Raw genomic sequence first — 26,532 nt, 5'->3', positions numbered from 1 at the left:
CGATGCTACAGGTAAAAATTGGATTAATATTTGGCCTTGCTGCCCCTTTGTTTTTATTAACTGGCTGTTTTGACTCAGATAACAAGACGGCCCCCTTCGCTGAAAATGATAATCATCGAATTAGAATTGCTATGTTATTACCGCCACGCTCAGGTTTAACGCCGTTAAGTGATGATGCATTCAAATTATCTCGATGGAGTACGGCCGAAACACTACTTAATTTAAACGATGAAGGGCACCTCACTCCTGCATTAGCAACTGAGTGGCAAAGACTTAGTCCAACGACTTGGCAATTTCAGTTACGTTCTGAAGTGATTTTTCATGATGGTACGCCCTTTAATGCCAAGGCTGTTGTCAATGCTCTCAATACTGCAGCAACAGCGAAACCTAAGCCACGTATTTTGGATGGCGTTGATCTGACTATTGAGGCTGACGGTGAATACTCGGTAATTGTACATACTGCAACGCCAGACCCACTGCTACCGCAACGTTTAACAAGTCCACAGTTATCGATTTTGTCACACAATGCTTATGCTGATAATGGCGTAATTAACCCTATTAATGCAGGAACGGGGGCGTTTGTATTGGCTACGGTTAATGGAACGAGTAGTGCTCATCTGAATCGTTTTGAACATTATTGGGGCGAACCTGCCAAAGCAGCGGGGATTGACGTCAGTTTTGTTCCCGATGGCCTCGCCCGAGCTGCCGCACTGCGTACACATTCTGTCGATATCGTCGAAGCCGTGCCGGTATCTCAAGCTCCTTTATTAGACCCAAGCCTAGTTCATGAAGTGCCGATGCCACGAACCAACACCTTGTATCTTAATACTCGTCAAGGAGTTATGGTCGATCCTACGATGAGAGCGGCCGTTCGTGAAGCGATTAATCGAGAACAAATCGTTAATACTGTCTATGAAAAACGTGCTGATGTAGCTCAAGGTCTACTTGGTCCAGCTATCCCTTGGGCAGCGAAATTACGCCAACCCATTGAGCATCCAATACCAGCACGTTACCCTAATGGTGCCACCATTACTTTAGCCACATTTACCGATCGCACAGAGCTTCCAGAAGTCGCGGTATATTTAGCTCAACAGTTGACGCAAGCAGGGTTTACGGTCAAGCAAGTGGTACGCGAATACTCTCAAATTGAAGCGGATGCTTTAGCGGGAAAATTTGACGCCTTTATTCTCTCTCGGGCAACCGTGCTCGATTCCGGCGATCCCGTGGCTTATATGTACAGCGATTTCAGTTGTAAGGGGTCGTTTAATATTGCCCAACTCTGCCAATCAGACATTGACAAAGCGTTGGAAAAAGCTTCTCAATTACCTGCAGGTTTAGAAAGACAACAAGCTATTATGGACGCTGAAGCACTGATTTTAGCTAGTGATGCGGCTATTCCTATGCTGCATGAACGAGTTATTCAAGGAGAATCTACTCGTGTTCGCCATGCCGAACGTGATCCTCGTGAGCGTACTTTAATTAGCAATCAAACTTACCTGGCCACAAGTATTGAAATATCCCAATAATGGCCTCGCTATCGATGATAATAACACCACGATTCACGAGAAAAATAGGCATGCCTTGGCAAGTATCACGCATTAATATTCCGACGTTGGTGACGCTCTGCTCGCGCATTTTTACCATGGCGGGCGTTGTCGTTATCATTGCTTTGTTGCCTTGGCTATCAGGGCAAGATCCCGCTTTAGCTTTACTGAGAGCACGTTCAGCTGAGCAAGATCCAAGTGAGGAAACCTTAAACGCTATCCGTGAATCTCTAGGATTAGACCAAGGTCCTTTACCATTAATGCTGCACTGGTTAACGAATTTGCTACGCGGCGATGCGGGAATATCATGGGTTACTGGCAAGCCAATTCTTAATGATATCTTGAACGCAGCAAGCGTATCATTACAGTTAATGACGCTTGCTCTTGGGGTGGCGTTTTTTATCGCATTCTGTCTAGTTCTGCCAACACTGCGTCGAGGGTTAAAAGGTCAAGCCTATCGAAGCAATGGCATCCTTGCTGTTGGATTAACCGCACTACCGGAGTTTCTACTCGCATCGTTACTGCTCTTAATTGGTGCGGTATGGCTGCGCTGGTTACCACCGTTCGGTTGGTATGGTTTTAGTTATACTATTTTGCCTGCGTTAGCATTAGGTATTCCTGCGGGGGGGTATTTAGGTCGTTTATTTTCTGATGCGATCGCACAAGTTTTTACTGAAGCTTGGGTCGCAACTTGGAGCGTGGCTGGCATTCGCCGTATCCATATTATTTTAGCGGTATGTAAACGAGCTTTAACAACCGTCCTACCAATGATTGGTTTAGTCATCGTGTCATTGACAGGAGGGGCGATTGCGGTCGAAAAAGTGTTTGCTATACCGGGCTTGGGAAGAACAACTCTCGAAGCTGCAATCGCAAAAGACTTACCCACTCTGCAACTGGGTATTTTATTCATTCTTCTACTGGCGTTTATAGTTGGCGTGGTTGTAAACATCATCAAGGCTTTGCTGTTAGGTCGAGCTCTGACACAAGGTGCAATGCCGCTACCTAAAGAATCAGATATCACGATGAGTAAAAACACACGGCGAGTTCCTATACTATGCATCATGATATTGGCTGGTGTGATGTTATTTGGCTTGGGGCGAGATCCTTATACCATCGAATTTATGCGACTCGAATCGCCTTCATTGTTATTACCCTTTGGAGCCGATGCTATGGGACGAGATCTACTAGCTCGAGTTGCTCATGGAAGCCTTTATACTTGCTTATTGGCGATTGGCGTTGCCATCTGTTGTCTTATGATTGGTTTGCTTATTGGTCAATTCCCTCGATTAATGACCGGTCCGATCGAAGTCGCTAACGCACTCCCTCCGGTAGTGAGTGGCTTGTTAATCGCAGCAATCTATGGCCCTGGCTTATATGGCGCAGCCCTCTCTGTTATTCTTATTAGTTGGGCACCTATCGCCGCTCATGCGGCAGCATTGACAACCGAAGTTCGAGCCAGACCTTATATCCAAATGTTACCACTTATGGGTGTTGGGGTGATTCATCGCCACCTATTTTATATATGGCCAGCCGTTATTAAACCATTATTACGTCATGCTATGTTACGTGTACCAGGCATTGCTCTTGCTCTCGCCTCTCTTGGTTTTTTAGGCTTAGGAGCCATGCCTCCCAGTCCTGAATGGGGGCGGATTCTTGCAGAAGGAATGCCCTATATTGAACGCAGCTATTGGGTCGTCCTTGCCCCATCAGTGGCATTAATAACGTTATCCGTGTTTGCGGTCAGTTCAGTGAATGCTATTGGATCGAGAAAGCTCCTTAAATAAAGCAGGGGGGAGCTCAAAAACTCTCAGTAGTTTTGCAGTACTCAACGTTCATCGGGCTAAGTTTTGATACCCGACGAACGTTGAGCGGTTAAACAAGCATTGAATTTTACCTTACGGTTTTAAAACGCTGCACGTGACGTTTGCCGATGCAGCCATACACCAGAGAAAACACCTAATAAGGCTAATGTTATCCAAATCCAGTTGGTTGAAAAATTCAAACCTAGCAACCAACCTGCGAGACTATTGCCAATAAACGCAAAAATACCGCCAATACAAGCTTGTAAACCGTAATAGCTAGCCAATTTCGTTGAAGAGGCAAAATTAGGCACGTAAGCGCTCAGTAACGGAAAAACCATCATTGAGCCAAAACTAAGTAATGCGGCACATAAAACAAACGGCAATGCAGGCCAAAGCGGAAAAGATAGAGTCAGGATTAAGAATGCCCCTCCCATCAGTGACATTCCCCATCCCATCCCTTTTGCTGTGCCTAATGAGCGATCTATCCAACGGCTTATTATCATTTGTAGTGTCACCCCCATCAGTGACGAAACCATAAATACCCAAGTAATAATGCTAGGGTCATTAGTTTCTACGCGCGCATGATAAGGTATTGCCATATACAGTTGATGAAATAATACCTGATAAATTGAAGCGGCCATCACAAAGGCCATAAAAGGTTTATTGTGTAACATCTCTAGCCAGTCTCGCCAAAATGGCTGTTGAGCTGAGCGGTTTATTTGATGTTTTTGATCCGGTAGAAAAAACCATTGCAACAACAGTAAGAGGACAAAAATACCAGCAGATAACACGCCAACCAACGTAAAACTAACGCTTAATAACATCAAACCAAGCAAAGGCCCTAATAACATGCCGGCTTCACTAGCAAGGTTTTGTAATGCAAAGACTCGATTTCGTTGTTGATTTTCAGGATATTCCGCAGCCAGAAACGCTTGACTACTCGGTGTAAACAGTGCACCAGCAAATCCAGTGGCGAAAGCCCCAACGATAATCCACGGTAATTCAACACTCAGTGCAAGCATTAAAAATCCGACAATACGCACCATACATCCAAACAAAATCATTGGTTTATAGCCAAACCAATCACCGAGAGTCCCTCCAACTAAAAAGAGCCCCTGTTGACTAAGAACCCGTAAACCGATAACCAGCCCAATATAGGCGCTACTTAAACCTAAACCTTGTAAATGGTCAGCTAAATAAGGCATCAACATATAGAAACCTAAGTTAAAACTTAGGCTATTCGCGACCAAAACTTTTCCTGCCGGGGAAAGAAGCTGCCAATCATTAAGAAGAGCAACCGGTGGGCGTTTTATCATTGGATTAAACTCGTTTGTTGATTGAGAAGAAGAAACTGAATGAGAAAATTGTAATATTATAACAATAATCAATCATTAAACGCTATTGAATACTAATGATAGGTATTAACAGATATTGCTAGATCACTGACGGCATTGAAAACGGTAAAAAGTAAGAGGGAACAAGAAAGGAAACTTAGGGATAGATACAACAAAGCCCGCTAAACAGCGGGCTTTGCATAAAATTTGGTGGGTCTAGGCAGACTCGAACTGCCGACCCCTACCATGTCAAGGTAGTACTCTAACCAACTGAGCTATAGACCCAAATTCTTATCTGTTCACACTGGTGCGTCCGAGTGGACTCGAACCACCGACCCCCGCCATGTCAAGGCGATACTCTAACCAACTGAGCTACGGACGCATCACTTGAGAACGGGGTGGATATTAGCGATTGATTTTGCTCAGTGCAAGCGTATTTTTACTATTTTTAAATCAACTGACGCTTAGGTGATCAACTTGATGTTTTTTTACCCTAAAATGAGCGTTGCTATAACATTTATTGTTGAGTTCTCTTTCACACTCAATGAGTCATAAGCAGGAAAAGTGAGAAACCTAATGACATCAAAAATCCAAAAGACGAGTAATTAGAACTAGCTCTTCTTTTTGTGATTTAGATTCAAAAATAACGTTGATTGGTGAAAACAAATGAGTACTATAACGGCTATTGGAATGAATATGCAATTGAGTCGGTAAAACATGGATGCAAAACTGTTTAATAACTCGCAAACATTAAGAGCATCCGTGCTTCGTGGGCTCAGCTTATTTTTGTGTTTTATTGCTCTGTGCATGGCGATCTTCAACATTGTCTACCATCAAACACTAGGGCTAGCGAGTATTGAAGTCCTGTTCGCTGGCTACTCTTTTTATATCCATCAATGTACTAAGCAGAATAACTACTCTGAACGCTATGCTCAGTTCTACGTGTGTTTACTCTTAACGATCATTATCTTGGCCATTTATTTACAACCGATTAGCCATGGAACGTATATATGGGGATTATTTGCTCCGGTAGTGCTTTACGTCTTTCTAGGTTTAAAACTGGGAGGAGCGGTGACAGGGATCATTTTAGTGCTCATCAGCTGTCTGCTATTTATTCAACTCCCCTACACATCGAATCCTAACGCCATACCTACACTGATTAATTTTTGCTTTTGTTACAGCGTTCTTTGGTTTATTGCTCATATTTATGAGTCTAACCGTCATAAAATTGAATTTACGCTGACTCATTTAGCCACTCGAGACCCATTAACTGGAGCTCATAATCGACTTTCGCTGCATTCTGCCTTTGACTATTTTGAGCAAAACAAGAGCGCAAATACCTCGCTTTGTTTATTGATTATTGATTTAGATTACTTCAAACAAATCAACGATCAGTTTGGCCATGATACTGGCGATAAAGTACTAGTAGAAACTTGTCGATTATTTGCTCAACATGTTGGGGAGAAAAACTTATTTCGAATTGGTGGAGAAGAGTTTTGTATTACTCTCTTTGATCATTCATTGTTACAGGCAGAGCAAATCGGCGAAAGGCTACGCAATCTTGTTGCTAATTACTCATTTTCTAAACAACAAGCTATCCAGTTAACGCTCAGTGTCGGTATTTGTGAGTATCGCAACGGAGATAACTTAAATGATTTAATTAAATTAGCGGATATGGAATTATACAAAGCGAAAAAGAATGGTCGTAATCAGGTCTGCATTTGTCAATCATCAGCAGAGCAAGAGTACATCGAACTCTCACAGGTAGATTCAATTTAGCCGTTTAATCTCAGAAATTGGCATCTCATTTTCTTCACTTTCAAAAACAACATTATAGTTCTCAGTATAAGTACAATGAGGTAAACGACTACAAGTAAAAAAGCGTCTCCCCTTAAACTCACCTTGACTAGCCGTTTTGATGACCATTGGACTGCCACAACGTTTGCAGAAACGAACCTCTTTATCCGGCTCAATCAGATCAATATGTGCAGCAAGCAGTCGGCGTAACTTACCGACTTGATAACTGTATTTAATATTGGCACCAATTAATGGAATATTGGCTGACTGACACACCTGCAATAGCAGCTTTTGCCGTTCTATTTTGCCTTTATTCAGCGGTTTTCCATCATCAAGCTCAATGATAACTCTTGGTTCTAATGTTCTGGCATCACAAACCACAAAACTAAAAGAATGTTTAGCGATCCGACTATGAGCAATAAACCACTGCTTTTTATTTTTCAATGACTTGGGTGAGACAACATGATTAACGCCGACTTTAGCAAGCACAATACCATGCTCACCTACAGCGGTAGTTAATGCATTAAAGAAGGTACTTTCTGCGATATTCAGTAATGGCCCATTTTTTTTGTAAGTGTAATCTTTACTATCATCATTACGAATTAAATATTTTTGAATGAATAGAAAAAAACCGACTAAAAGAGCAACAATAATAAAGACGTTCGCCATAGTACCTATTCTTCATAACGCTAACAAAAAAAGCTTATCGTTATATTGACTATTATTAAAAAATAAAGCTATCCATTAAACCAACCATCTTACCAATTTCAGGTTTAGTGATGGTATCGTTAGCACCCAAAGCAAGTGCTTTAGCTCGGTTATCATCACTCATCAATGATGAGAACATGATGATCGGTGTTTGATTATAAGCTTCATTCTCACGTAACCGTTTGACTAAATGCATCCCGTCCATACGTGGCATTTCTACATCGGTGACAATCGCATTAACTAACTCACTAACAGAGGTATTTTCTTCTTTAGCCACACGTTGAATCTCCATCAATTTTTCGTATGCTTCTCCTCCATCTTTACAAGCAATCACGTTATAGCCCGCTGAACTTAATGTTTCCTGAATCATGCTACGAATGAAGGCCGAATCATCAACCACCATAATCGTTTTCGCGTTACGCTTACTGACCATTTTCTGGTTCAAATCAATCGAGCGATCCATTTTAACATCGTATTTACCCATACTTAATTCTGGGTTGATATCAGCAATGATTTTCTCAAAATCTAAAATCATGATCAGCTTTTTATCTTTACGGACGACGGCAACGACACAGTCTTGCTCACCAGCTTCTAAAAATTGACTCGGTGACTCAACATCATTCCACGAAATACGGTGAATTCGACTAATACTGTCAATTAAAAATCCGTTGGTCATACGGTTAAAATCAGTCACTATAACGTATTTATTCTTGATGTCGGGACGAGTGGGAACACCGAGCCAACCAGCAAGGTCAACCAAAGGGGTTAAAATTTCCCGAGAAGAAAATACGCCTATCATATGAGGCTGAGCATTGGGATAATCGGTGGTTTCAGGTACACGAATAACTTCTCGGACTTTAGCCACGTTAATTCCGTAATAACAAGTTTTCGTCTCGCCACTAGGCAATAGTTTTTCTAGATGGAATTCAATAATTTCCAGCTCATTAGTACCACTTTCTAATAAAATTGTATTATTTGGATTGCTCATAATCATTCACATCTTTTCGGCAAAGCGTTAAGTTCGTTCCTTTTTGTAGTATATACGCAAGTCGCTCAAAGAAAATGATAATGGCGTAGATTGTTTATTTAATTTGTTATCTATACCCAATTACTAAGAAAAAAGTGTCTGTTCGCCCCACCCCAGCCCTCTTGAAAAAGACCATTACCAGCAAGTCTATGAATATCGGTGAATAGTTGTAAAAAAAGCGCCAGAGTGAGAATGATTAACCAGTTAAGATGGAAAAATCGCACCTCAATAGCAACTCTTTTGCATATCAATATGTGACATCGATCACCTATAATTTCGCTTGTTTTTTACTCAACAGATACATTCTTCTATATACTGATAAGTGCAGTGAGGTGCTCAATGATCAGTCATTCCCTACTCACACAATTATTTTAAAAGACTAGGGAGCGATAAACTTATCTCATTTACATCGTCAGGAGGAAAGTCATTATGGAAAAAGATGCCTTAGGTATATGCCTTTCACGAGACATGCTAAGCGAGCATCTTCTGTCAACGTTCACTCATGTTCGGGCTTACGAACTAGCGGTAGAGAACGATGAACAAGTCCGCGTATTATTCGCTTTTCCACAAATGTCAGGCAAGGATGTGCTCACTACGATGCAAGGCACGAAAAAGTTGATTTGGCGAGCAGATTTCTTCTGTCCCCATTTCCCTCATCGATAAAGCAAAGCTGGTTCGTTACTACGAATCAGCTTTGTCTCTTGTTACAACAAAATACTACTCTCTCGAAAAAAAACTCGCTACTATAGAGTAATCACTCTAAATCGAACTCTGAACAGTAACATGAAGCTAAAAACCATTACTTTGATGTTGTGCTCGTGGGCGGGTAGTGCTTCTGTCCACAGCATGCCTATTTCGTTTCAGCAAGCTTGGGATATTTTGCAGCAAAGCAATCACTCATTAGCCGCCGAACGGGCCAATGTCGAACACTACCAGCATTTGCAAAACGCAACGAGTCATCTTAATTATCCTTCTCTATCCGTTAGCGCAACTTATGCTAGAATTGCTGAACGAGATATCACGCTTCCTACACCTCATTTAGAATTACCGATCCCCAATACAATCGGTATAACTTTAGCCGATAAAAATGCTTATAGTTCATCCATTCGCGCTATCTGGCCTATCTTTACTGGTGGACGAATCACCGCAGCACAAACAGCTGCAGAAGGACAAAAACAAGAGGCTGAAAGTCAATTTGCCATGGTAGTGCAAGCTCGTTATGAGGATTTAGCCAAATACTATTTTAGCGTGATACTTGCTCAAGAAGTATTACAAACACATATTGCTGTCGAACAGGGCCTAACCAAACATCGCGATAATGCATTAAAACTTGAACAACAAGGACAAATTGCCTTAGTTGAACGTTTACAGGCAGAAGCATCGTTAGATAAAGCCACTATTGAACGTAAAAAATCAGAAAAAACATTAGACATAGCTCAAAGTGCATTGACACAGATTCTGAACCAAACTCAGCCAGTCTCCCCCAGTGGTCAATTGTTTATTAATAAAAGTCTTCCCCCGTTAACTGCTTTTATTGAGCAAACATTAGCCACCTACCCAGGTTTAGATCTCTTGAGTGCTAAAGAGAAACAAGCTAATAGCCTTATTAAGGCTGAAAAAGGTAAATACTATCCCGACGTATATCTGTTTGGTCATTACAGTTTGTACGAAGATGATTCACTTCTCAGCCAACTCACACCCGATTGGATGGTCGGTGTTGGAGTAAGTATTCCGCTGATAGAGAACACTGGGCGCAGTCATCAAGTACGAGCCGCAAACAGTTTAGTCTCTCAAGTCCGTTCTTTACGTGCACAAGCAGAACAAGACTTAACAGTATTGGTTGAAAAAACCTACAAAGAAGCTGAACAAGCTTTAGAGGAAGCTCAAGGACTTAACTCGAGCTTACGGTTAGCTAAAGAAAACTTATCCTTACGTCAAAAAGCATTTAATCAAGGTTTGGCTACATCGCTTGACGTGGTCGATGCCGAACTCTATTTAGCTAGCATTCGAACTCAACAAGCGGTGGCTGGTTTTAACTATCTTATTTCTCTGAGTAAACTTTTAGCTCTATCGAGTGAGACGCAAACTTTCTCTCATTATAAGCAAATGGCAGTTCCTTTAACTATGCTGCCAAATCACCTTGTCCATTCACAAAGGGAACCTTCATGAAAGCGGTTAAATCTTCTGTTATTGCAATCTCTGTCGTCGCCGCTGTCGCTTGGATAGGTTATAGCTTTTATCAAGCTTATCAGCCTCAACCCATCCGTCTCCAAGGGCAAATTGAGTCTCAACAATACAGTATCTCATCCAAAGTACCTGGACGTATTGATCAAGTTTTTGTTCGTAAAGGCGATCTCGTCAACAAGGGGCAGTTAATTTTCACCATTCATAGTCCAGAGATCGAAGCTAAGTTAGAGCAAGCGATGGCGGGACAAAGAGCAGCTGGCGCATTAGCTCAAGAAGCGGAAACCGGTTCACGTAGTCAACAAATACAAGCGGCAAGAGACCAATGGTTAACCGCAAAAGCTGCCGCTGATTTGGCTGAAAAAACGTATTTACGAGTGAATAATCTCTTCGAACAAGGCGTTGTTGCTGAGCAAAGACGAGACGAAGCAAATACTCAATGGCGCGCAGCCAGATACAGTGAAAATGCCGCTCTACAAATGTATGAAATGGCTAAAGAAGGGGCTCGTAAAGAGACCATACTCGCCGCCTCTGAAAATGAACGTATGGCCGCAGGAGCAGTGGCTGAAGTTGAAGCTTATGCTGCCGATACACGCATCGAAAGCTGGTTTGATGGTGAAGTGTCTCAGGTGTTAATGCAAGCCGGTGAACTCGCACCACAAGGCTTTCCGGTTGTTACGGTTGTTGATCGCGCCGACTCTTGGGCTGTATTTAATGTCCGAGAAGATCTGCTGCGCCATTTTCAACAAGGTTCAACCTTTAAAGCCTTCTTACCTGCGTTGAATCAATACGTTGAGTTTACCGTAACGCATATTGCGGTAATGGGCGATTTTGCTACTTGGCGCTCAACGGACTCATCACAAGGTTTTGATCTAAGAACCTTTGAAGTTGAAGCCCGCCCCACACAACCTATTGATGGGTTAAGAATGGGCATGAGTGTTGCTGTTGAGTTATAAGACGATGCCAAATCATCTACCTTCACAGTGGCAGTTATTACGTCACGATCATTGGCTACTCTCATGCCTAACCTGGGTGCCCATTGCGCTCGCGGCTCTATTATGGTGGATATTTTCCCAAGGTATCCTCCATAATTTACCGATAGGTGTTGTCGACTTATCACACAGTCAGTTATCGCGGCAAATGATTCGTCAACTGGATGCCACTTCAACCTTATCGGTAACCCACCATTACCAAAGTGCCTCAGAGGCGAAACAAGCATTAGTATCAAGTGATATTTATGCTTATGTGATTATCCCTGCACAATTTGATAAAAGCATTTATCGTGGAGAGCAGCCTCAAGTTAGCACTTTTTACAATAGCCAATACATTTTGATTGGACGCTTAATCAATTCAGCGGTTCTTCAAGCGCAAGGGACATTCAATGCTCAACTGGATGGTGCTCGAACCTTAGCGAAAGGAGAGCAAACGCTCCTCAGTGCGATGGGACAAGCAGTACCTGTGCGCACTCAAGTCACCCCACTGTTTAATAAAAACAATCACTATGCCCAGTTTTTAGTCTCTGCGGCAGTGCCTGCACTGTGGCAAATTTTTATCGTGGTCACGACAATTTTGATTTTGACTGCGAACTATCGTGAATACGGACTACAAAGTTGGTTAGCGGCTCAACCTTTACGAAACCTGAGTAAAACACTGGCCCCCTATTTTGTCATTTTCCTTCTACAAGGAGTTGGCTTTTTAATTTGGTTCTATCAAGTCATGCAATGGCCAATGCATGGTCGTTTTTCAATCATTATTCTGGCCCAGATAGCAACCATTTTAGCGTGTATGATTATGGGCGGTTTTTTCTATTTTTTAACCTTGGATCCGGCTCGGGCAATGAGCTTTGCGGGCGCGTTTACCGCACCGAGCTTTGCGTTTATGGGCGTCACTTTCCCTGCCTCTGATATGAGTAATGTCGCTCTTGCTTGGCGAAGTTTATTGCCCATCAGTCATTACATTGAAGTACAGATTAGTCAGGTCAATTATGGGTTAAACGCTCTACAATCACTCCATCATTTATCGCCAATGCTCGGTTATGGATTGCCTTTGATAATCACACTGGCACTTATCAATAAACATAAAAACAAAGAAACTGCGCTAAGGAGTAATCATGACTCTGTTTAATCTGCTTAAAGCTGAGTTAAAAGCGCTACTCACTAATCCTGTCGTGATGTTAACCATGATTGGAGGAGTGGTTTTTTATTCTTTCCTCTATCCATTACCGTATAGCCAGCAAACCCCTCGTGAATTACCCATTACTGTTGTCAATTTAGATAAAAGCCAGACTAGCTATCAACTTGAGCGAATGGTAGACGCTACCCCACAGATAAAAATCATCCAACGAAATCACTCTATTGAGGATGCCAAAACCGCTTTTTTAGCTGGCGAAGTAAGCGGTATTTTGGTGATTCCTGAACATTTTTATAAAGATTTGCTGCTCGGCAAAAGTCCAACGTTAGCGTACGCTGGAGACGCGGCTTACTTTCTGGTCTATGGCACAGTAGTTGAAGGATTAGTGCAAGCCGGAGGGACATTGTCGGCAAAAGCTAAAGTGGCGCGCTTAGTCGTCGATGGGGAACCTTTAGGTCTCGCAATGGAACACTGGTCTGCATTGCAGTCCAATATGAAGCCCACTTTTAATCCTAAAATGGGTTATATCGATTACGTTGTGCCCGGCGTATTTGTGCTGATATTACATCAAACACTGATTATGGCGGTGGGATTAATGGTCGGCACCCAAAAACAGGGCAAAGGCTACTGGCAGCGCGTCTCTCCATTTCGATTGATTGCAATAAGAACGCTACTGTTTGTCGCCTGTTATTACCTCCTCAGTATGTATTACTTTGGCGCTAGTTTTAGTCGTTTAGGTATCACGACCCTCGCGAATATGGGGCAATTGCTGACACTTTTATTGCCCTTTTTATTGAGTGCTTGTTTTCTCGGTATATGGCTTGGCGCGCTCGTACCAAGGCGAGAGCTCGTTACCGTTGTTGTCTTAATCAGCTCGATGCCGTTAGTTTTTTCTTCTGGCTTTATTTGGCCACTAGAAGCGATTCCGCCGCCCATCACTTGGCTGGCTAGCCTATTTCCAAGTACGCCGGGAATACAAGGTTTTCTTGCTCTGAATCAAATGGGCGCTGAATGGTGGCAAATAGCGCCACAATGGACACTGCTTTGGTTACAAACCTTAGGCTGGGGTTGGCTAGCGTGGTGGCAATACCGTCGAACCGGCAAAGGAAAACTCGCTCATCATGACTAACTAATCTCTACTCAGGATAATGAAAATTCTACAAGCTTTCTTATCCTGAGCTAGCATTAAATCATAAGAGCAAAAGCATGACTCCGGTTGCTTGAACAGCGCACAAGCCTTTCTTTTATCGCCATCACTCCCCCTGCTACATACATCTGTTACCGCTATTAACACGATATCTTTCCTTTATCTTATCTCTTATCGAAGTTAAATAAATATCCATGATAGATACCACTTAGCTATCGACTTTTAAAGTTGCATAGGTTATAAGTCTAGAAGTATAGACGTCCATTAGCTTAGGGAGCAAGCCGTGCCAATTAAGATCCCCGATCAACTACCTGCAACCGATGTGCTACGCCAAGAAAACATCTTTGTTATGTCCGAATCTCGTGCATCAACGCAAGGTATTCGACCTCTTAAAGTATTAATTTTAAACTTAATGCCCAAAAAAATTGAAACCGAGACACAGTTCTTACGACTGTTGTCTAATTCCCCTTTGCAAGTCGATATTGAGTTATTACGCATCGATGACCGTCCGAGTAAAAATACACCGGAAGCTCACCTCAATGCTTTCTATCGTCAATTTGATAAAGTCAGTCAACGCAATTTTGATGGCCTTATCATTACTGGCGCGCCTCTCGGATTGGTTCAATTTGAAAATGTCGCTTATTGGGATCATCTACAGCGCGTCATGAGTTGGGCTAAACATCATGTCACTTCAACGCTATACATTTGTTGGGCTGCGCAAGCCGGGTTAAAACTGCTGTATAACCTTCCCAAACGCACCCGAGAAGAAAAACTCTCTGGGGTTTACCAACATGAGATTCATCAGCCTTTTCATCCTCTGCTAAGAGGATTCGATGACACCTTCCTCGCCCCACATTCTCGTTATGCCGATTTCGCCGCCGATTATCTAGAACAACATACGGATCTCGATCTGCTTGCAACATCAAGCATTGCGGGTGTTTATCTAGCGGCAACGAAAGATAAACGAAATGTATTTGTTACTGGCCATCCCGAGTATGATGCTGATACCCTACACCAAGAATATATTCGAGATCTTGCAGAAGGTTTGCAACCGCCAATACCGCTCAATTATTATCCTGATGATAATCCGGAACATTCACCGCGTGCGAGCTGGCGAAGTCATGGACACTTATTGTTTGCCAACTGGCTTAATTACTGTGTTTATCAACAAACGCCTTATGATCTTGAGCACTTTAGTGAAGATAAATTCACTAAAGACGATTAATACCACCTCTCCTCTTACCTTAGGCTAACTGAGTTTGCTAACTGACTCGCATCCTTGTCAGTTAGCCATTTTTCAAATACCCAATCATTCTATTATAGACGCCACAACAACTTGAATTTACAGCTGTATTTGGGCTTCACCAAGATTTCTAAATCGCTCTGGCTAATCCTATCGATGATGTGATGTCAGAAAACCCCTGTAGTAACACGACTGAAAATTCAAGCAAAACAAACGTCACAGCGTTGCTGAATGGAGAAATGGCATGAAATGGGGATTCGTATTGGGCTTAGGGATCAGTGTCTTGTCGCTAAGTGGCTGCGTTACTATGACTGAACAGGGACAAGCAGAATTACGAAGTACTCCAATTGAAATGGCAGAATCAAGAATTGCGTTAGGCTTAGGTTATCTTGAACAAGGTAACCGAGTAAGGGCTAGGCAAAGCCTACAAAAAGCGCTCCAACATGCACCGCACTATTACCGTGCTCAGCTATCAATGGCGCATTACTTTGAAATAGTCGGAGAGACCAGCGCCGCTCAGCAGCTTTATCAAACGGCATTAAGAGAGCATCCCAGAAATGGGAATGTACTCAATAACTACGGTGCTTTTTTGTGTAAACAAGGAGAATACAGCCGAGCCGATCAGTACTTTATGCGTGCCGTTGAACAGCCTTATTATTATCTGATTCCCGCCAGTTATGAGAATGCGGGATTTTGCGCTTTAACCTCGGGTGATAAACAAAAAGCGTACTACTACTTCGAACGCTCGTTAGATCATGATCCCAATCGTGTTCGTTCAATCCTACAACTGGCTAAATTGGAAATAGATGATCGTCAGTTTATTCCGGCACGACTGCGTTTAATGAAGTTCCATCAACAGTATGGTTATCAAAAAACATCACTAGAACTACTGATTGAACTAGAAAAACGCAGTGGTAATCCTGCGTTAGAAAACAAGTATCAGACATTGTTAGCAGATCTAGTCTGACTATTTTTTGATGTTGGTTGGACGACCGTCTCTACCGCCTTTACGATCGCGATAATTGACACGGCGCTGCTTTTTAACGGCTTTAGCACGCTCAATTTTTTTGTATTCACGATAAGCGATACGGATAAACTTAACCAGTCCGGCTAAAAGTAGCAAACCAAAGACAGTCATAAAAGGCACGCAAAGCCACTCAGGTTGACATGGCATGTAGAAGTCGATGTCCATTTGTGGCCTCCTTAGATTTAGGCGCTATTTATACCTCTTACTGATTTATCGGCAGATAAGCCATATTCTTGACCCTCATGTCATTATACACGTAATTTACTCAAAATTTTTGCTTTCAGAATGACTTAACCTTGTTGAGATCTCAATTCTAGTACCATCATGTATAACCGAGCATCAAACTCTAACTGATGATAATTAGGTTCCATATGACAACACAGCTGATAAAAAGCTTTATTGTGGTCTTTTTCGCGTAAATGGGCTAATTCGTGCACCACGAGCATACGTAATAAAGCTTCTGGTGCTTGTTTAAAGACACTAGCAATACGAATCTCGTTTTTGGCTTTTATTTTGTTGCCATGTACCCGAGAAACATAACTGTGTAGACCGAGCGCATTATTAATGAGATGAATTTTACCATCGTATACCACTTTACTTAGCGGTGATGTCTTCTTCATATACTGATTTTTAATTGCCAGTGTGTAATTAAACAGCGCTTTTTCACTCTGTATAGCGTGCCGCTCAGGGTAACGCTGCTCAAACCAAGGGATCAACTTATCTTGCGTGATTAATTGTTGAATTTGTTCTATTAGCGAGGTGGGATAACCTTGAATATATTTTAATACCGGATGCATAAATTCACTCTGTCGCATCGATTTTCGACGTGGCAGTGTAACTTAAATTGGTCAAGAAGTAATGCCGATTGCCAATGCTAGCTGGCTTGTGCATTGGCTCAGCCAGCGTTAGAATTCGCCCTTTTGCATCAAAGTGAGTCTAAAAATGAAACGTGTTGTCCTCTATGTCAAAGACAAATGTCCTCATTGTAAAGATGCCCAGCGTTATTTGGATACGAAAGGCATTCCGTACCGTTTGTGTAATGCGAAAATGGCGCGCGGCCGCAAAGAGTTAGATGCCCTCGGAGCAAGAAGTCTACCTGTACTCAAAATTGGCGATCAACTTTTAATCGGTTGGAACATCAGTAATTTTGAACGACTCTATACTAAAAAAGACTAAGCACGGCTGATTAAACGTATTGCTTTACAAATTCAATAAACGTTCTATCAGCATTCGATAGATAGCCCTCTTTACGCCATGCTAAAGCGAGATCAATGGAGACGGGAGGCGTGAAGGGGATTGCTCTGACTTCTGGTTCATTATCAGCAACCAACTTTAATAATGCGGTAATCGCATGCTCTTGTTTAACAATACTAAGAATCATCGGTAGTAAGTTAGTCTCAAAAGCAATCTTGGCATCATGTTGATGTGTTTTACACACCTTATCAATAAACTCTCGGTGGAAATAACCCGCTTTAAACATCACCAATTGATGGTCAAAAAATTGCTTAAAGTCGATCTGCGTTTGAGCGGCCAGTGGATGATGCTGCCCTACAACAGCAACCATCGGCGAAGAGAGTAACGGGTCAGTCTCTAAATCAGCAGGCACATCTTGATTTAAAATCACGCCAACATCGAGCTCTCCAGCTAATAACATTTTGCGTATCGATTGAGTTCCCGCATCAATGACCGTCATTTTTAAATTCGGGAACTGGGTTTTAAACGCCATTACTATCGGTGGAAAAAAATAGCTGCCCATCATACTTGGTGCACCTAAGCGCACTTCCCCTTTCACCAGTCCTTTGAGTTCATCCATCGCCAATTGTGCATTGTCGATTTGCTGCAAAATTCGCCGAGCATGGTCAACTAATACCGTACCTTCATGCGTTAAGCTTACCTTACGATCACCACGCTTAAATAAATTGACACCCAGCTGTTGCTCAAATTTTTTAATAGCAATACTTAATGCAGGCTGAGCGATATGCAGGTGCTGTGCGGCGTGGGTAAAATTTTCATGTTCTACCACCGCAAGGAAATACCGTAATTGACGACTGTCCATTGACTATTAATTAAAGTTATTGCTTCGATATTTATAATATATTTTATTAATCCAGATAACGCTGCTAGTTTGATCACATTAAGCTTACTAACGACTTAACCTGACCAATAAACCTATGATTGAACAACACAGCCAAGCCTATCGTCGAGTCACTTTTGCTCTTGCCCTTGGATCTTTTTTGATCTTCTGTAACTTGTATCTTTTCCAACCTATGCTGCCTTATCTGGCTCAACACTTTGCGGTGTCAGAAACTCAAATTAACTGGCTATTTGCCGCCTCAACGTTAGCATTATCAGTAAGCTTAGTACCTTGGGCGATCAGTTCTGAAGTTTTTGGCCGCCGCGGAGTGATGCTACTCGGGCTATTCGCGATGCCATGGTTTGGTTTACTGAGCTTGTTAAGCGATCAATTATGGATCTTAATCATCAGCCGAGCCTTAATGGGAATTGCGTTAGCCGCTTTTGCATCTGTTGCTGTAGCTTATATGGTTGAGGAATTATCGCCACAAGCATTCAATAAAGCGATTGGGGGATATATTGCCGCCAATTCACTCGGTGGGATCAGTGGTCGTATTGCTGGCGGGTTGTTAACGGATGCTTTTGGCTGGCAATCGGCCGTCGTTGCGATGGCTATTTTTACTTTATTGGGTGCATTGATTGTTTATTTTTCTTTACCCGTACAACGCCATTTTACGCCACAACGTGGGCGTTTTTTACAACATAATCAAGCACTGCTCTCGCATCTAAGGCAACGTCACTTGTGGCTAGCCATGCTCATCGGTGGAACCAACTTTGCGTTATTCGTCAATCTCTATTCGGTAATGGGCTTTCGATTAGTCGCAGAACCATATGCACTACCCGTTGGCATTGCCTCATTAATCTTTCTCTGTTACCTCGCTGGAACCATCAGCTCACGACTAACTGGCCGCTGGGTATCTTATTATCATCCTGTTGCTGGAATGATTCTTGGTGCGATGGTCAGTATGGCCGGAATGTGGCTAGCCGCCGTCGAATCATTATGGTTCATGGTGTGTGGTTTACTTTTAATAAGTTTCGGTGCTTTTTTCACTCACACCTTAGCTTATGCTTGGGTCAGTCAAAAAGCGCTTCAAGCCAAAGCGACCGCGACTGCTTTGTACTTAGTGCATTATTACGTAGGAGGAAGCCTAGGAGGATTTTATCTGCTCTATTGTTGGCAACAGGGTGGCTGGGTAATGGTCACTCTCGGTGGTTCAGTATGTTATTTGATTTTGTTCTTACTTTGCTGGCAGCTATACCCAAAGCAAGAAAAAGTGGCCATCAATAGTAAGTAACCGATACAATCCTGTACTCATCGATGTCTGAGTCGTATTATGCTACTCAGACAATTATTCATCACTATACCCAAACGACTTGGAAAAATAGATAAGCGGCCAGTGAATCAATTGCCATCAGCATCAAGCAACGATGTGATTGAAATAAGTGCTCTCGCCAACACCACTGTAATTTCAAGTCGTAAAGGTATACTAATCACTGTGCTTAATCATTATGTCAACACTTAGTCCCTCGACGATTACCGAACATGTCAATCAATGGCTCAATGAAGTCGTGATTGGCTTAAACTTATGTCCGTTTGCTGCAAAACCTCAACGCAATCAGCAGATTAAAATTTTCGTTAGTCAAGCGAGCCGTGAAGAAGAACTACTACAAGACATCCTTGATCAATTGCTTGAACTGGATACGAAAGAAGCACAAGAGCTAGAAACAACCTTAGTGGTAGTCCCGAATATGTTAGATGATTTTATGGACTACAATTTTTTTATCGATTGGGTTGAAGCCTTGATACGTCAGCAAGATTGGGAAGGCATTTTCCAAGTCGCGACTTTTCACCCCCAGTATTGCTTTGCTGGAACCTGTCCAGAATATGATGAGAATTTAACTAATCGCTCACCCTACCCTATTTTTCATTTAATTCGGGAGCAGAGCATGGAAAAAGTACTCAAACATTATCCAAACCCAGAAGCAATCCCTGAGATAAATATCCAACGCGTTAGTCAGCTCTCTGCCGAGGAACGTAAAGCGCTTTTCCCTTATTTGTTTAATCAATAAAAGCGAGTAAAAAAGCCGGATGACTCTTTGTTCGCAGTGGATATTATCGAAATCTTAATGGGATTTATGCCTTGAAAATGCTACCCTAGCAGCATCATTCTTAGTGAGAGAATAAAATGAGCAAATTAACCGCAGACATTCAAGCGAACCTAGATCTTTTCATCAAAGAGTCCCAAGAAAACAAATTAGTATGGGGACTACGTAATGAAGAAGGTTGGCTTTCTTGTGAATCGACTGAGTTTGAAGATAGTGAAGTGATGCCTTTTTGGTCTTCAAAAGAAGATGCTCAACTGCATAACGTTGAAGAGTGGTCTGATTTTGAAGTGCTTGAGATCCCTTTAGATATCTTTGTCGAAGATTGGTTAATCACTTTAGCTGAAGATGGTGTGCTAATTGGACCGAACTGGAATGCAACGCTAGACGGTAAAGAGATGGAATCATCGGAACTGGCTAAGCTGTATCTATAATCTCAGTGAATCACAGACAAGACGCAGAGCGCGTCTTGTCTGTCTCCTTAAGCGGTAAGAGCTCAGTAATCAATACCCCCTCTCCTGAACAATAATCCATTATTCTAGTTATAACGTTCTTTGAGAGAAGCAACGATCACCACGGTATTATTACTGTAAGTGGCCGATAAATGGCTGTCACTAAAGCCTTACCTGTAAACTCTTTTAACTATTTCAACCACGGACTAGACCATGCATTTATCTAAGCTGACTGACGATATCTATCAACACCTCTATCGTGATATTAGCGAATTTCGCCATACGTTTGATCTCCCTGTCGCGGATCCATCGAGCTTAGATAGCCAAGCCGATACCCTGCATACGTCGCTAATTATTGAAGAGCTGACGGAGCTAGCGGAAGCCGACAGTAAAACTGAGCAAGCTGATGCAATAGTTGATAGTGTCTATGTGTTAATGGGACGTCTGGTTCATTTAGGTCATAATCAGATTACCGACAATCTAACAATCAGTTATCTTATTGATTTGCTACTAAATGTTGCCGTTAATCGTGGCATTGATTTTCTACCCTGCTGGGATGAAGTACATGCGTCAAATATGAGTAAAGTTTGTCGTAACGAGCAAGAGTTCGCCGATACTGAAGCGTTTTATGCCAAACAAAATATCTCGCTGACGGCGGTACAAAAAGGCGACTATATCATCGCCAAGTGTGCCCATGATGTAATGATGGAAGGCAAAACTATCCGTCAAGGTAAGGTGCTGAAATCGGTATATTATCGTCCGGCGAACCTAGCCGCACTCACTCAATCCTAAAACAGCTTTAATCGCTCTGTCGTCTGGCTTACCTAAGATAAAAAATGGCCGTCTCGTTGAAGAGACGGCCATTTTATTACGCTTTATTAAGCACGAGCGCTTTATGCAGAAGCTTCTGACTCAACTTTCCCTTGATGTAAATCTTTGGCTAACAGTAAATACATAGCCGGTACAACGAACAAAGTAAATAACGTACCAATTGACATACCACTGGCAATCACTAAGCCCATTGCATAACGAGAACCTGCACCGGCACCAGTCGCAATTAACAGCGGAATCATCGCCAATACGGTTGCCGCTGTCGTCATTAAAATAGGTCGTAGACGAATCGCGGTGGCTTCTTCAATCGCATCGCGCTTACTCTTACCATCCATTTGTAATTGGTTGGCAAATTCCACAATCAAGATACCGTGTTTAGCGATCAACCCGACCAGCGTCAACAAACCCACTTGGGTATAAATGTTGATACTCGTAAAGCCGAGGCTGGTGAAAATCAATGCGCCACAGACACTCATCGGTACGGTAACCATGATAATGATCGCGTTCTTAAATGACTCAAACTGAGCGGCAAGGATCAAGAAAATCACAATCAAGGCAAAGAAGAACGTCACAACCAGTTGCTGCCCTTCACTCTTATATTGACGAGATTGTCCGGAATAATCGACGCTAAACCCAGCAGGCATCACTTCTGCCGCAATATTATCCAGTACGGCTAATGCTTCACCCAATGGAACACCCGGACGTGGCACACCAGAAATTTTCACCGCATTAAGTTGTTGGAATCCACGTAGTGCTTGTGGCTGAACAGATTCACTCAGTGTCACTAAGGCAGACAGTGGTACTAACTCCCCTTGTTTATTGCGAGTGTAGTAGTTAGTCAACTGGTCTGGATTTAGACGCTCACTGCGCTCAACCTGTGGAATAACGCGATAAGAGCGGTTATCCAGTGAAAAGCGTCCGGTTTCAGCGCCCGATAATAAGCTGCCTAAGTCAGCGGCAATTTGCTGCATCGACACGCCCATAAGCGCCGCTTTTTCACGGTCCACTTCGACGATTTGTCGAGGACGGTTAATTTTTAAATCGCTGTCAACAAAGATAAAACGTCCACTCGCCATCGCTCGGCCTAAAATCTCTTGTACCACCTCTTGCAGTGCTTCAAAAGGTTGAGTTGAGCCGATAATAAATTCAACTGGCGTGCCTCCACCTGGAGAGGGTAAGGACGGTGGCACTAAAGCAAAACTATTAAGCGCGGGTTGCTGAGCAAGAAAAGGCTGAATGTCTTTAGCTAGCACATCATGAGTGAGCCTATCACGGCGTTCCCAAGGCGCTAACACGATCCCAGCAATGGCCGTGTTGGTTCCACCCAACCCATTAATGATGAAGACGTTCTCAATTTCTTCCACATCATCAACCAATCTATCGAGCTCTCGAGTACTTTGTGTCAATGCATCCAGTGTGTGATAACTGTCACTTTCCAAGATCGAGAACACAAAACCTTGGTCTTCTGGTGGCTCTAACTCTGAAGGGCTAGTGACAAATAAGAAGTAACAAGAAACCAGTACAATCGCACCAAAGGTTAACACGACACTCTTACTATCCAGTAAGCTGTGCAGAGTACGTTGGTACGAATGATGTAATCGGTCAAACTGCTTATCTAACCACTGCTCAAGCGATTTCTCTTTTTTGTTATCGCTGCTGTGTGGTTTAAGAATATAAGCACACATCACTGGCGATAACGTTAACGCAACAATACCCGATAGAATAACCGATGCTGCAAGAGTAAAGGCAAATTCAACGAATAATACGCCCGTCAAACCACCAACAAAACCGATCGGCAGAAAAACTGCAACCAAGGTCGTTGACATGGTAATGATTGGCCATGCAAGCTCACGAGCCCCTTGGATCGCCGCATCAATGCGACTTTTGCCTTCTTCAATATGACGGTGAATGTTCTCGAGCATGATGATCGCATCATCGACCACAACACCGATCGCCAGTACCATCGCCAGTAGCGTCAGTAAGTTGATGGAGAAACCTAACAACCACATCAAGAAAAAAGTACCAATCAACGATACTGGAATCGCCACCGCTGGGATGATAACCGAGCGAAATGAACCTAAAAACGCATAAATAACGAAAACAACGATTGCCAACGCCAAAATAATCGACATTACCACTTCATCAATCGCATTTTCGATATATTCAGTCGAGTCATAAGCGATGTACGCAGAAAGTCCTTGAGGCAGCTGGGGGATAACATCTTGATCCCACACTTGACGAACATCCGCGATCACATCCAAGGCGTTAGCATCCGGAGAGACTTCGATACCAATAAAGGTCGCAGCTAAGCCATTAAAGCTCACCGAGCTCTCATAACTTTCTGCGCCTAATTCAACGTCTGCCACATCCGCTAAACGCACAACACTTTGACCATCACTACTGATCACCAGTTGTTTAAACGCTTCAACATCGCGTAAATCAGTCGCCGCCGTTAAATCAATCGCGACCATTTGCCCTTTAGTACGACCTAACGCCGCTAATACGTTGTTACTGCGTAACGCCGTCGCTACATCGCTCCCCGTTAAACCATACGCGGCCATTTTGACTGAATCTAACCAGACTCGCATTGCAAACGTACGCGCACCAAGAATTTCCGCTCGTTGCACACCAGGAATGGTCGATAACTGAGGCTCAACGACTCGAACTAGGTAATCGGTAATTTGGTTATCACCCAAGACTTCTGAGTAGAATGCCAAATACATCGCCGCGACACTTTCGCCGACTTTTAAGGTCACCACCGGCTCACGAGCATTTTCCGGTAACTCTGAGCGAACTTTGTTCACCTGAGCAGCAATTTGCGTCAACGCTTGGTTAGGATCGTAATCGAGGCGTAGATACGCTTCGATAGTACTGTTACCCGCAACCGAGGTAGAGACTAAATAATCAATCCCTTCTGCTGCGGCAATTTCCCGCTCTAATGGTGTAGTGATAAAACCTTGGATAAGATCCGCATCAGCTCCGACATAAGTGGTACTGACACTGATCACCGCATTTTGGATCTCAGGGAATTGGCGAACATTCATATCCATAATGGCTCGTAAACCAAGTAAGATAATGAATAAGCTCACCACCGATGCTAAGATCGGTTTTTTAATAAAAACATCAGTAAAACGCATGAATACTCCTACTGATTCGCGGGTGATGGGTTCACTTCCGCACTCGGTTGAACACGCGGATTGTCACTGATTATGATTTGTGACCCATTACGCAGCTTAAGCAAACCTGAAGTCACAATTCGATCACCAACCTCTAAGCCCTGCTCTACCGCAATCAGATCACCGCGGCGTTCACCCGTTTGCACAAAGCGTTGCTGTACGACCAGCTTGTCGTCTTGCTCTTCAATCACAAACACCGAGTTACCATAAGGGTTAAACTGAATCGCGGTTTGTGGAATTAAGCTGACTGAACGAGGTTTACCCGTATCCAACTGTACGCGAGCAAACATCCCCGGACGCAATGCGAGATCTTGGTTATCCAGAGTGGCTTGCACTTCAATACTTCGGCTCGCTTCACGTACCGAAGGCGCTATCGCTGTAATTTTTCCGCTAAACACTCGACCAGCAACGGAATCAACATTGACCTGCACACTTTCTCCCAAGCGAATATTAGCCAGTTGCTGCTCTGGTAAAGTGAAGTTGAGATAAATTGGAGCAAATGATTGCAACGAGACAACGACACTACCCGGAGAAAGTAGCTGACCTAAGCTGACTTGACGCAACCCAGCAATACCATCAAAAGGCGCACGAATGGTCTTTTGCGCGATCCGAGCTCGTTGGCTTTCTACAGCGGCAGACGCTTGCTTTGCTTCACTTTCGCTACGACGCAGCTCTGACTCAGAGACATTCTTCTCGCGGAATAGGCGCTGATAACGCGTTAACTCAATATTGGCTAACTCTTCCACCGCTTGTAATCTTTTCAGCTCTGCTCTATCGACCGAATCATCCAAAGTGACAAGTAGTGTCCCTTTTTTGATATTGCTACCGTTAGCAAAATGGATACCGTTGATGATACCACTCGCTTCAGTGGTTAAATCGGTACTATTAACGGCGACAAAGCTACCAATTGCACTGACAAAGGGCTGCCATTCATCGGTGGTGACTTCGCTAGCCGTCACGGTTACCGGTGGAATCGGCATGTTATCGAAAAATTGATTCATAAAATGGTTGCCGACCGCTTTGTAGGCAAAAATGCCACCAAAAATCAGCGTACTGACGATTAACATCAGGATCATGCGTTTTAACATGAAAACTCCTTGCTGGTTGATCCTAAAAATAAAAAGGGTTAGTGAAAAGCTGGATGCTTTTCTAGTTCGATCTTTAATGCCGTTACTTTTTGTAAAATAACGCTATCCTCCAGTGACAATAAAGGCTGCCACTCCATCCCATTGAGTAACATAGTAATGTTGCGATAAAGCTGCATCGAATTAGGCGACACCGCCAATGCTTCCAGTAAACCATCAGCGTTGACTAAAGCATGATGACCTTGGCACTGTGCCCAAGGCGCTAAAGAGAGATCCATAGCGTGATAGCCATAATCAGGTAATTCACCACAATCAAGCGCATCTTGGGTTATTCTACTGACGATATCGCCAATAGGTTTACAGGATTGGAAAATTTTCTGTTTATGGGTAACAGAGACATTTTCCCACACCGCTTCGGTAAAAACGTATTGTTCTAATTTAGTATGCTGAGGATAGCGCTGTTGGAACCAACGGTCTGCAATCGCTAAAGCTAACATTTTATCGCGCCCATTAACGTCTAATTGAGCAATACACTCAAAACGTTCGGTTCTATCCGCTGCTTTTAAGCCAACGATAGCGGCCAATAAATCTTCTCGGCTTGAAAAATGTTGATAGAGCGTCCCCGTCGCGTATTGACACTGCTTGGCCAACTTCGCCATATGTAAATTCAAGAATCCATCTTGCTCAATCATGTCGCAAGCGGTTAATAAGAACAGTTGTTCCCTTTCTTGCCGCTCACGAAGCTTTCTTTCTGATGTTGTCATAATCAAACCATACTTGAATGGGAAACAGATTATGAACGTGATTCAAAAAGCGATCAATTTTCATTGTTCACACTTAGTTCACAATTTGTATCAAAATGTGAACCA

The 26,532-nt window shown here is 42.9% G+C and carries 23 protein-coding genes, 2 tRNA genes and 1 pseudogene; 15 read left to right on the top strand and 11 right to left on the bottom strand.

What is annotated here, in order from left to right; genetic code table 11:
* The first annotated feature begins 2 nt into the window (after positions 1-2).
* Complete coding sequence (locus AACS00_RS05680; protein ID WP_110166758.1) at positions 3-1,526, top strand: ABC transporter substrate-binding protein; 1,524 nt, start codon at positions 3-5, stop codon at positions 1,524-1,526.
* Positions 1,527-1,576: 50 nt separating this feature from the next.
* The gene (locus AACS00_RS05675) at positions 1,577-3,328 is read left to right on the top strand and encodes an ABC transporter permease subunit (protein ID WP_240004046.1); all 1,752 of its coding nucleotides are present in this window, start codon (positions 1,577-1,579) and stop codon (positions 3,326-3,328) included.
* 119 nt (positions 3,329-3,447) lie between these two features.
* Here AACS00_RS05675 and AACS00_RS05670 read toward each other — a convergent pair whose 3' ends face one another.
* The 3 genes from AACS00_RS05670 to AACS00_RS05660 form a co-directional block, all read right to left on the bottom strand.
* Complete coding sequence (locus AACS00_RS05670) at positions 3,448-4,662, bottom strand: MFS transporter (RefSeq protein WP_110166757.1); 1,215 nt, start codon at positions 4,660-4,662, stop codon at positions 3,448-3,450.
* 226 nt (positions 4,663-4,888) lie between these two features.
* A tRNA-Val gene (locus AACS00_RS05665) sits at positions 4,889-4,965 on the bottom strand.
* Between the two features lie 20 nt (positions 4,966-4,985).
* Positions 4,986-5,062: transfer RNA gene (locus AACS00_RS05660), tRNA-Val, on the bottom strand.
* 335 nt (positions 5,063-5,397) lie between these two features.
* Between AACS00_RS05660 and AACS00_RS05655 the strand changes: the two genes are divergently transcribed.
* Positions 5,398-6,459, top strand: a complete 1,062-nt coding sequence (locus AACS00_RS05655) for a GGDEF domain-containing protein (protein ID WP_110166756.1) — start codon at positions 5,398-5,400, stop codon at positions 6,457-6,459.
* Here AACS00_RS05655 and AACS00_RS05650 read toward each other — a convergent pair.
* Together AACS00_RS05650 and AACS00_RS05645 are read right to left on the bottom strand one after the other, a co-directional pair.
* Positions 6,451-7,146 (bottom strand): DUF2726 domain-containing protein, encoded by a 696-nt coding sequence (locus AACS00_RS05650; protein ID WP_072669518.1) that lies wholly within the window; start codon positions 7,144-7,146, stop codon positions 6,451-6,453. The genes AACS00_RS05655 and AACS00_RS05650 overlap by 9 nt on opposite strands.
* A gap of 55 nt (positions 7,147-7,201) precedes the next feature.
* A complete protein-coding gene (locus AACS00_RS05645; protein ID WP_072670044.1) occupies positions 7,202-8,173 on the bottom strand; it encodes a chemotaxis protein in 972 nt (323 codons plus the stop codon).
* Between the two features lie 468 nt (positions 8,174-8,641).
* On the opposite strand from AACS00_RS05645, the gene AACS00_RS05640 reads away from it, so the two are divergent.
* From AACS00_RS05640 to pilW, 7 genes and pseudogenes are all read left to right on the top strand, one after another.
* Positions 8,642-8,875, top strand: coding sequence for a hypothetical protein (locus AACS00_RS05640; protein WP_040904267.1), 234 nt, complete (start codon positions 8,642-8,644; stop codon positions 8,873-8,875).
* A gap of 186 nt (positions 8,876-9,061) precedes the next feature.
* A pseudogene (locus AACS00_RS05635) lies at positions 9,062-10,381 on the top strand (TolC family protein); the annotation flags it as partial.
* Positions 10,378-11,352: an HlyD family secretion protein gene (locus AACS00_RS05630; RefSeq protein WP_072669520.1), complete on the top strand. Its 975-nt coding sequence runs from the start codon at positions 10,378-10,380 to the stop codon at positions 11,350-11,352. The pseudogene AACS00_RS05635 and the gene AACS00_RS05630, both read left to right, overlap by 4 nt.
* Before the next feature lie 4 nt (positions 11,353-11,356).
* Entirely contained in the window at positions 11,357-12,520 is a 1,164-nt protein-coding gene (locus tag AACS00_RS05625; RefSeq protein WP_072670045.1) for an ABC transporter permease, read from the top strand.
* Positions 12,507-13,655: an ABC transporter permease gene (locus tag AACS00_RS05620; RefSeq protein WP_072669521.1), complete on the top strand. Its 1,149-nt coding sequence runs from the start codon at positions 12,507-12,509 to the stop codon at positions 13,653-13,655. The genes AACS00_RS05625 and AACS00_RS05620 overlap by 14 nt, the downstream gene beginning before the upstream one ends.
* 301 nt (positions 13,656-13,956) lie before the next feature.
* A complete protein-coding gene (gene metA / locus AACS00_RS05615) occupies positions 13,957-14,898 on the top strand; it encodes a homoserine O-acetyltransferase MetA (RefSeq protein WP_072669522.1) in 942 nt (313 codons plus the stop codon).
* Between the two features lie 262 nt (positions 14,899-15,160).
* Positions 15,161-15,883 (top strand): type IV pilus biogenesis/stability protein PilW, encoded by a 723-nt coding sequence (gene pilW / locus AACS00_RS05610; protein WP_072669523.1) that lies wholly within the window; start codon positions 15,161-15,163, stop codon positions 15,881-15,883.
* Here the strand turns inward: pilW and AACS00_RS05605 are convergent, their stop codons facing one another.
* Positions 15,884-16,108, bottom strand: coding sequence for a hypothetical protein (locus AACS00_RS05605; RefSeq protein WP_072669524.1), 225 nt, complete (start codon positions 16,106-16,108; stop codon positions 15,884-15,886).
* A 125-nt stretch (positions 16,109-16,233) separates the two neighbouring features.
* A complete protein-coding gene (locus AACS00_RS05600) occupies positions 16,234-16,740 on the bottom strand; it encodes a M48 metallopeptidase family protein (RefSeq protein ID WP_072669525.1) in 507 nt (168 codons plus the stop codon).
* Between the two features lie 145 nt (positions 16,741-16,885).
* On the opposite strand from AACS00_RS05600, the gene AACS00_RS05595 reads away from it, so the two are divergent.
* Entirely contained in the window at positions 16,886-17,119 is a 234-nt protein-coding gene (locus AACS00_RS05595; RefSeq protein ID WP_072669526.1) for a glutaredoxin family protein, read from the top strand.
* A 10-nt stretch (positions 17,120-17,129) separates the two neighbouring features.
* Here AACS00_RS05595 and AACS00_RS05590 read toward each other — a convergent pair whose 3' ends face one another.
* The gene (locus AACS00_RS05590) at positions 17,130-17,999 is read right to left on the bottom strand and encodes a LysR family transcriptional regulator (protein ID WP_072669527.1); all 870 of its coding nucleotides are present in this window, start codon (positions 17,997-17,999) and stop codon (positions 17,130-17,132) included.
* Positions 18,000-18,114: 115 nt separating this feature from the next.
* Between AACS00_RS05590 and AACS00_RS05585 the strand changes: the two genes are divergently transcribed.
* The 4 genes from AACS00_RS05585 (at position 18,115) to AACS00_RS05570 (ending at position 21,363) form a co-directional block, all read left to right on the top strand.
* Positions 18,115-19,311: an MFS transporter gene (locus AACS00_RS05585; protein ID WP_110166754.1), complete on the top strand. Its 1,197-nt coding sequence runs from the start codon at positions 18,115-18,117 to the stop codon at positions 19,309-19,311.
* A gap of 214 nt (positions 19,312-19,525) precedes the next feature.
* A complete protein-coding gene (locus AACS00_RS05580; RefSeq protein WP_110166753.1) occupies positions 19,526-20,086 on the top strand; it encodes a DUF1415 domain-containing protein in 561 nt (186 codons plus the stop codon).
* 116 nt (positions 20,087-20,202) lie between these two features.
* Positions 20,203-20,553, top strand: coding sequence for a DUF2750 domain-containing protein (locus AACS00_RS05575; RefSeq protein WP_004395137.1), 351 nt, complete (start codon positions 20,203-20,205; stop codon positions 20,551-20,553).
* Positions 20,554-20,784: 231 nt separating this feature from the next.
* Positions 20,785-21,363 carry a nucleoside triphosphate pyrophosphohydrolase family protein gene (locus AACS00_RS05570; RefSeq protein WP_110166752.1) on the top strand — a complete coding sequence of 193 codons (579 nt, stop codon included), beginning with the start codon at positions 20,785-20,787 and terminating at the stop codon, positions 21,361-21,363.
* Between the two features lie 101 nt (positions 21,364-21,464).
* On the opposite strand, the gene AACS00_RS05565 is transcribed toward AACS00_RS05570, so the two are convergent.
* From AACS00_RS05565 to AACS00_RS05555, 3 genes are read right to left on the bottom strand one after another with little or no spacing between them, the layout of a single operon-like run.
* A complete protein-coding gene (locus AACS00_RS05565) occupies positions 21,465-24,539 on the bottom strand; it encodes an efflux RND transporter permease subunit (RefSeq protein WP_110166751.1) in 3,075 nt (1,024 codons plus the stop codon).
* Between the two features lie 8 nt (positions 24,540-24,547).
* Positions 24,548-25,666, bottom strand: coding sequence for an efflux RND transporter periplasmic adaptor subunit (locus AACS00_RS05560; RefSeq protein WP_110166750.1), 1,119 nt, complete (start codon positions 25,664-25,666; stop codon positions 24,548-24,550).
* Positions 25,667-25,704: 38 nt separating this feature from the next.
* Entirely contained in the window at positions 25,705-26,427 is a 723-nt protein-coding gene (locus AACS00_RS05555) for a TetR/AcrR family transcriptional regulator (protein WP_110166749.1), read from the bottom strand.
* Positions 26,428-26,532: the final 105 nt, after the last annotated feature.

Source organism: Vibrio sp. 11986-1-5, from assembly GCF_963878025.1.
Lineage (GTDB): Bacteria > Pseudomonadota > Gammaproteobacteria > Enterobacterales > Vibrionaceae > Vibrio > Vibrio injensis.
The sequence above is the reverse complement of the archived record's forward strand: the minus strand, read 5'-3'. Positions and strand labels throughout refer to the sequence as shown.

Bases quoted from the DNA above. Each gene is read 5' to 3' on its own strand.
- AACS00_RS05650 (WP_072669518.1), bottom strand. From the start codon at position 7,146: ATGGCGAACGTCTTTATTATTGTTGCTCTTTTAGTCGGTTTTTTTCTA.
- AACS00_RS05605 (WP_072669524.1), bottom strand. From the start codon at position 16,108: ATGGACATCGACTTCTACATGCCATGTCAACCTGAGTGGCTTTGCGTG.
- AACS00_RS05680 (WP_110166758.1), top strand. From the start codon at position 3: ATGCTACAGGTAAAAATTGGATTAATATTTGGCCTTGCTGCCCCTTTG.
- AACS00_RS05670 (WP_110166757.1), bottom strand. From the start codon at position 4,662: ATGATAAAACGCCCACCGGTTGCTCTTCTTAATGATTGGCAGCTTCTT.
- AACS00_RS05630 (WP_072669520.1), top strand. From the start codon at position 10,378: ATGAAAGCGGTTAAATCTTCTGTTATTGCAATCTCTGTCGTCGCCGCT.
- AACS00_RS05625 (WP_072670045.1), top strand. From the start codon at position 11,357: ATGCCAAATCATCTACCTTCACAGTGGCAGTTATTACGTCACGATCAT.
- AACS00_RS05555 (WP_110166749.1), bottom strand. From the start codon at position 26,427: ATGACAACATCAGAAAGAAAGCTTCGTGAGCGGCAAGAAAGGGAACAA.
- AACS00_RS05645 (WP_072670044.1), bottom strand. From the start codon at position 8,173: ATGAGCAATCCAAATAATACAATTTTATTAGAAAGTGGTACTAATGAG.
- AACS00_RS05620 (WP_072669521.1), top strand. From the start codon at position 12,507: ATGACTCTGTTTAATCTGCTTAAAGCTGAGTTAAAAGCGCTACTCACT.
- AACS00_RS05640 (WP_040904267.1), top strand. From the start codon at position 8,642: ATGGAAAAAGATGCCTTAGGTATATGCCTTTCACGAGACATGCTAAGC.
- AACS00_RS05600 (WP_072669525.1), bottom strand. From the start codon at position 16,740: ATGCATCCGGTATTAAAATATATTCAAGGTTATCCCACCTCGCTAATA.
- AACS00_RS05590 (WP_072669527.1), bottom strand. From the start codon at position 17,999: ATGGACAGTCGTCAATTACGGTATTTCCTTGCGGTGGTAGAACATGAA.
- AACS00_RS05580 (WP_110166753.1), top strand. From the start codon at position 19,526: ATGTCAACACTTAGTCCCTCGACGATTACCGAACATGTCAATCAATGG.
- AACS00_RS05565 (WP_110166751.1), bottom strand. From the start codon at position 24,539: ATGCGTTTTACTGATGTTTTTATTAAAAAACCGATCTTAGCATCGGTG.
- AACS00_RS05675 (WP_240004046.1), top strand. From the start codon at position 1,577: ATGCCTTGGCAAGTATCACGCATTAATATTCCGACGTTGGTGACGCTC.
- pilW (WP_072669523.1), top strand. From the start codon at position 15,161: ATGAAATGGGGATTCGTATTGGGCTTAGGGATCAGTGTCTTGTCGCTA.
- AACS00_RS05595 (WP_072669526.1), top strand. From the start codon at position 16,886: ATGAAACGTGTTGTCCTCTATGTCAAAGACAAATGTCCTCATTGTAAA.
- AACS00_RS05560 (WP_110166750.1), bottom strand. From the start codon at position 25,666: ATGTTAAAACGCATGATCCTGATGTTAATCGTCAGTACGCTGATTTTT.
- AACS00_RS05575 (WP_004395137.1), top strand. From the start codon at position 20,203: ATGAGCAAATTAACCGCAGACATTCAAGCGAACCTAGATCTTTTCATC.
- AACS00_RS05570 (WP_110166752.1), top strand. From the start codon at position 20,785: ATGCATTTATCTAAGCTGACTGACGATATCTATCAACACCTCTATCGT.
- AACS00_RS05585 (WP_110166754.1), top strand. From the start codon at position 18,115: ATGATTGAACAACACAGCCAAGCCTATCGTCGAGTCACTTTTGCTCTT.
- AACS00_RS05655 (WP_110166756.1), top strand. From the start codon at position 5,398: ATGGATGCAAAACTGTTTAATAACTCGCAAACATTAAGAGCATCCGTG.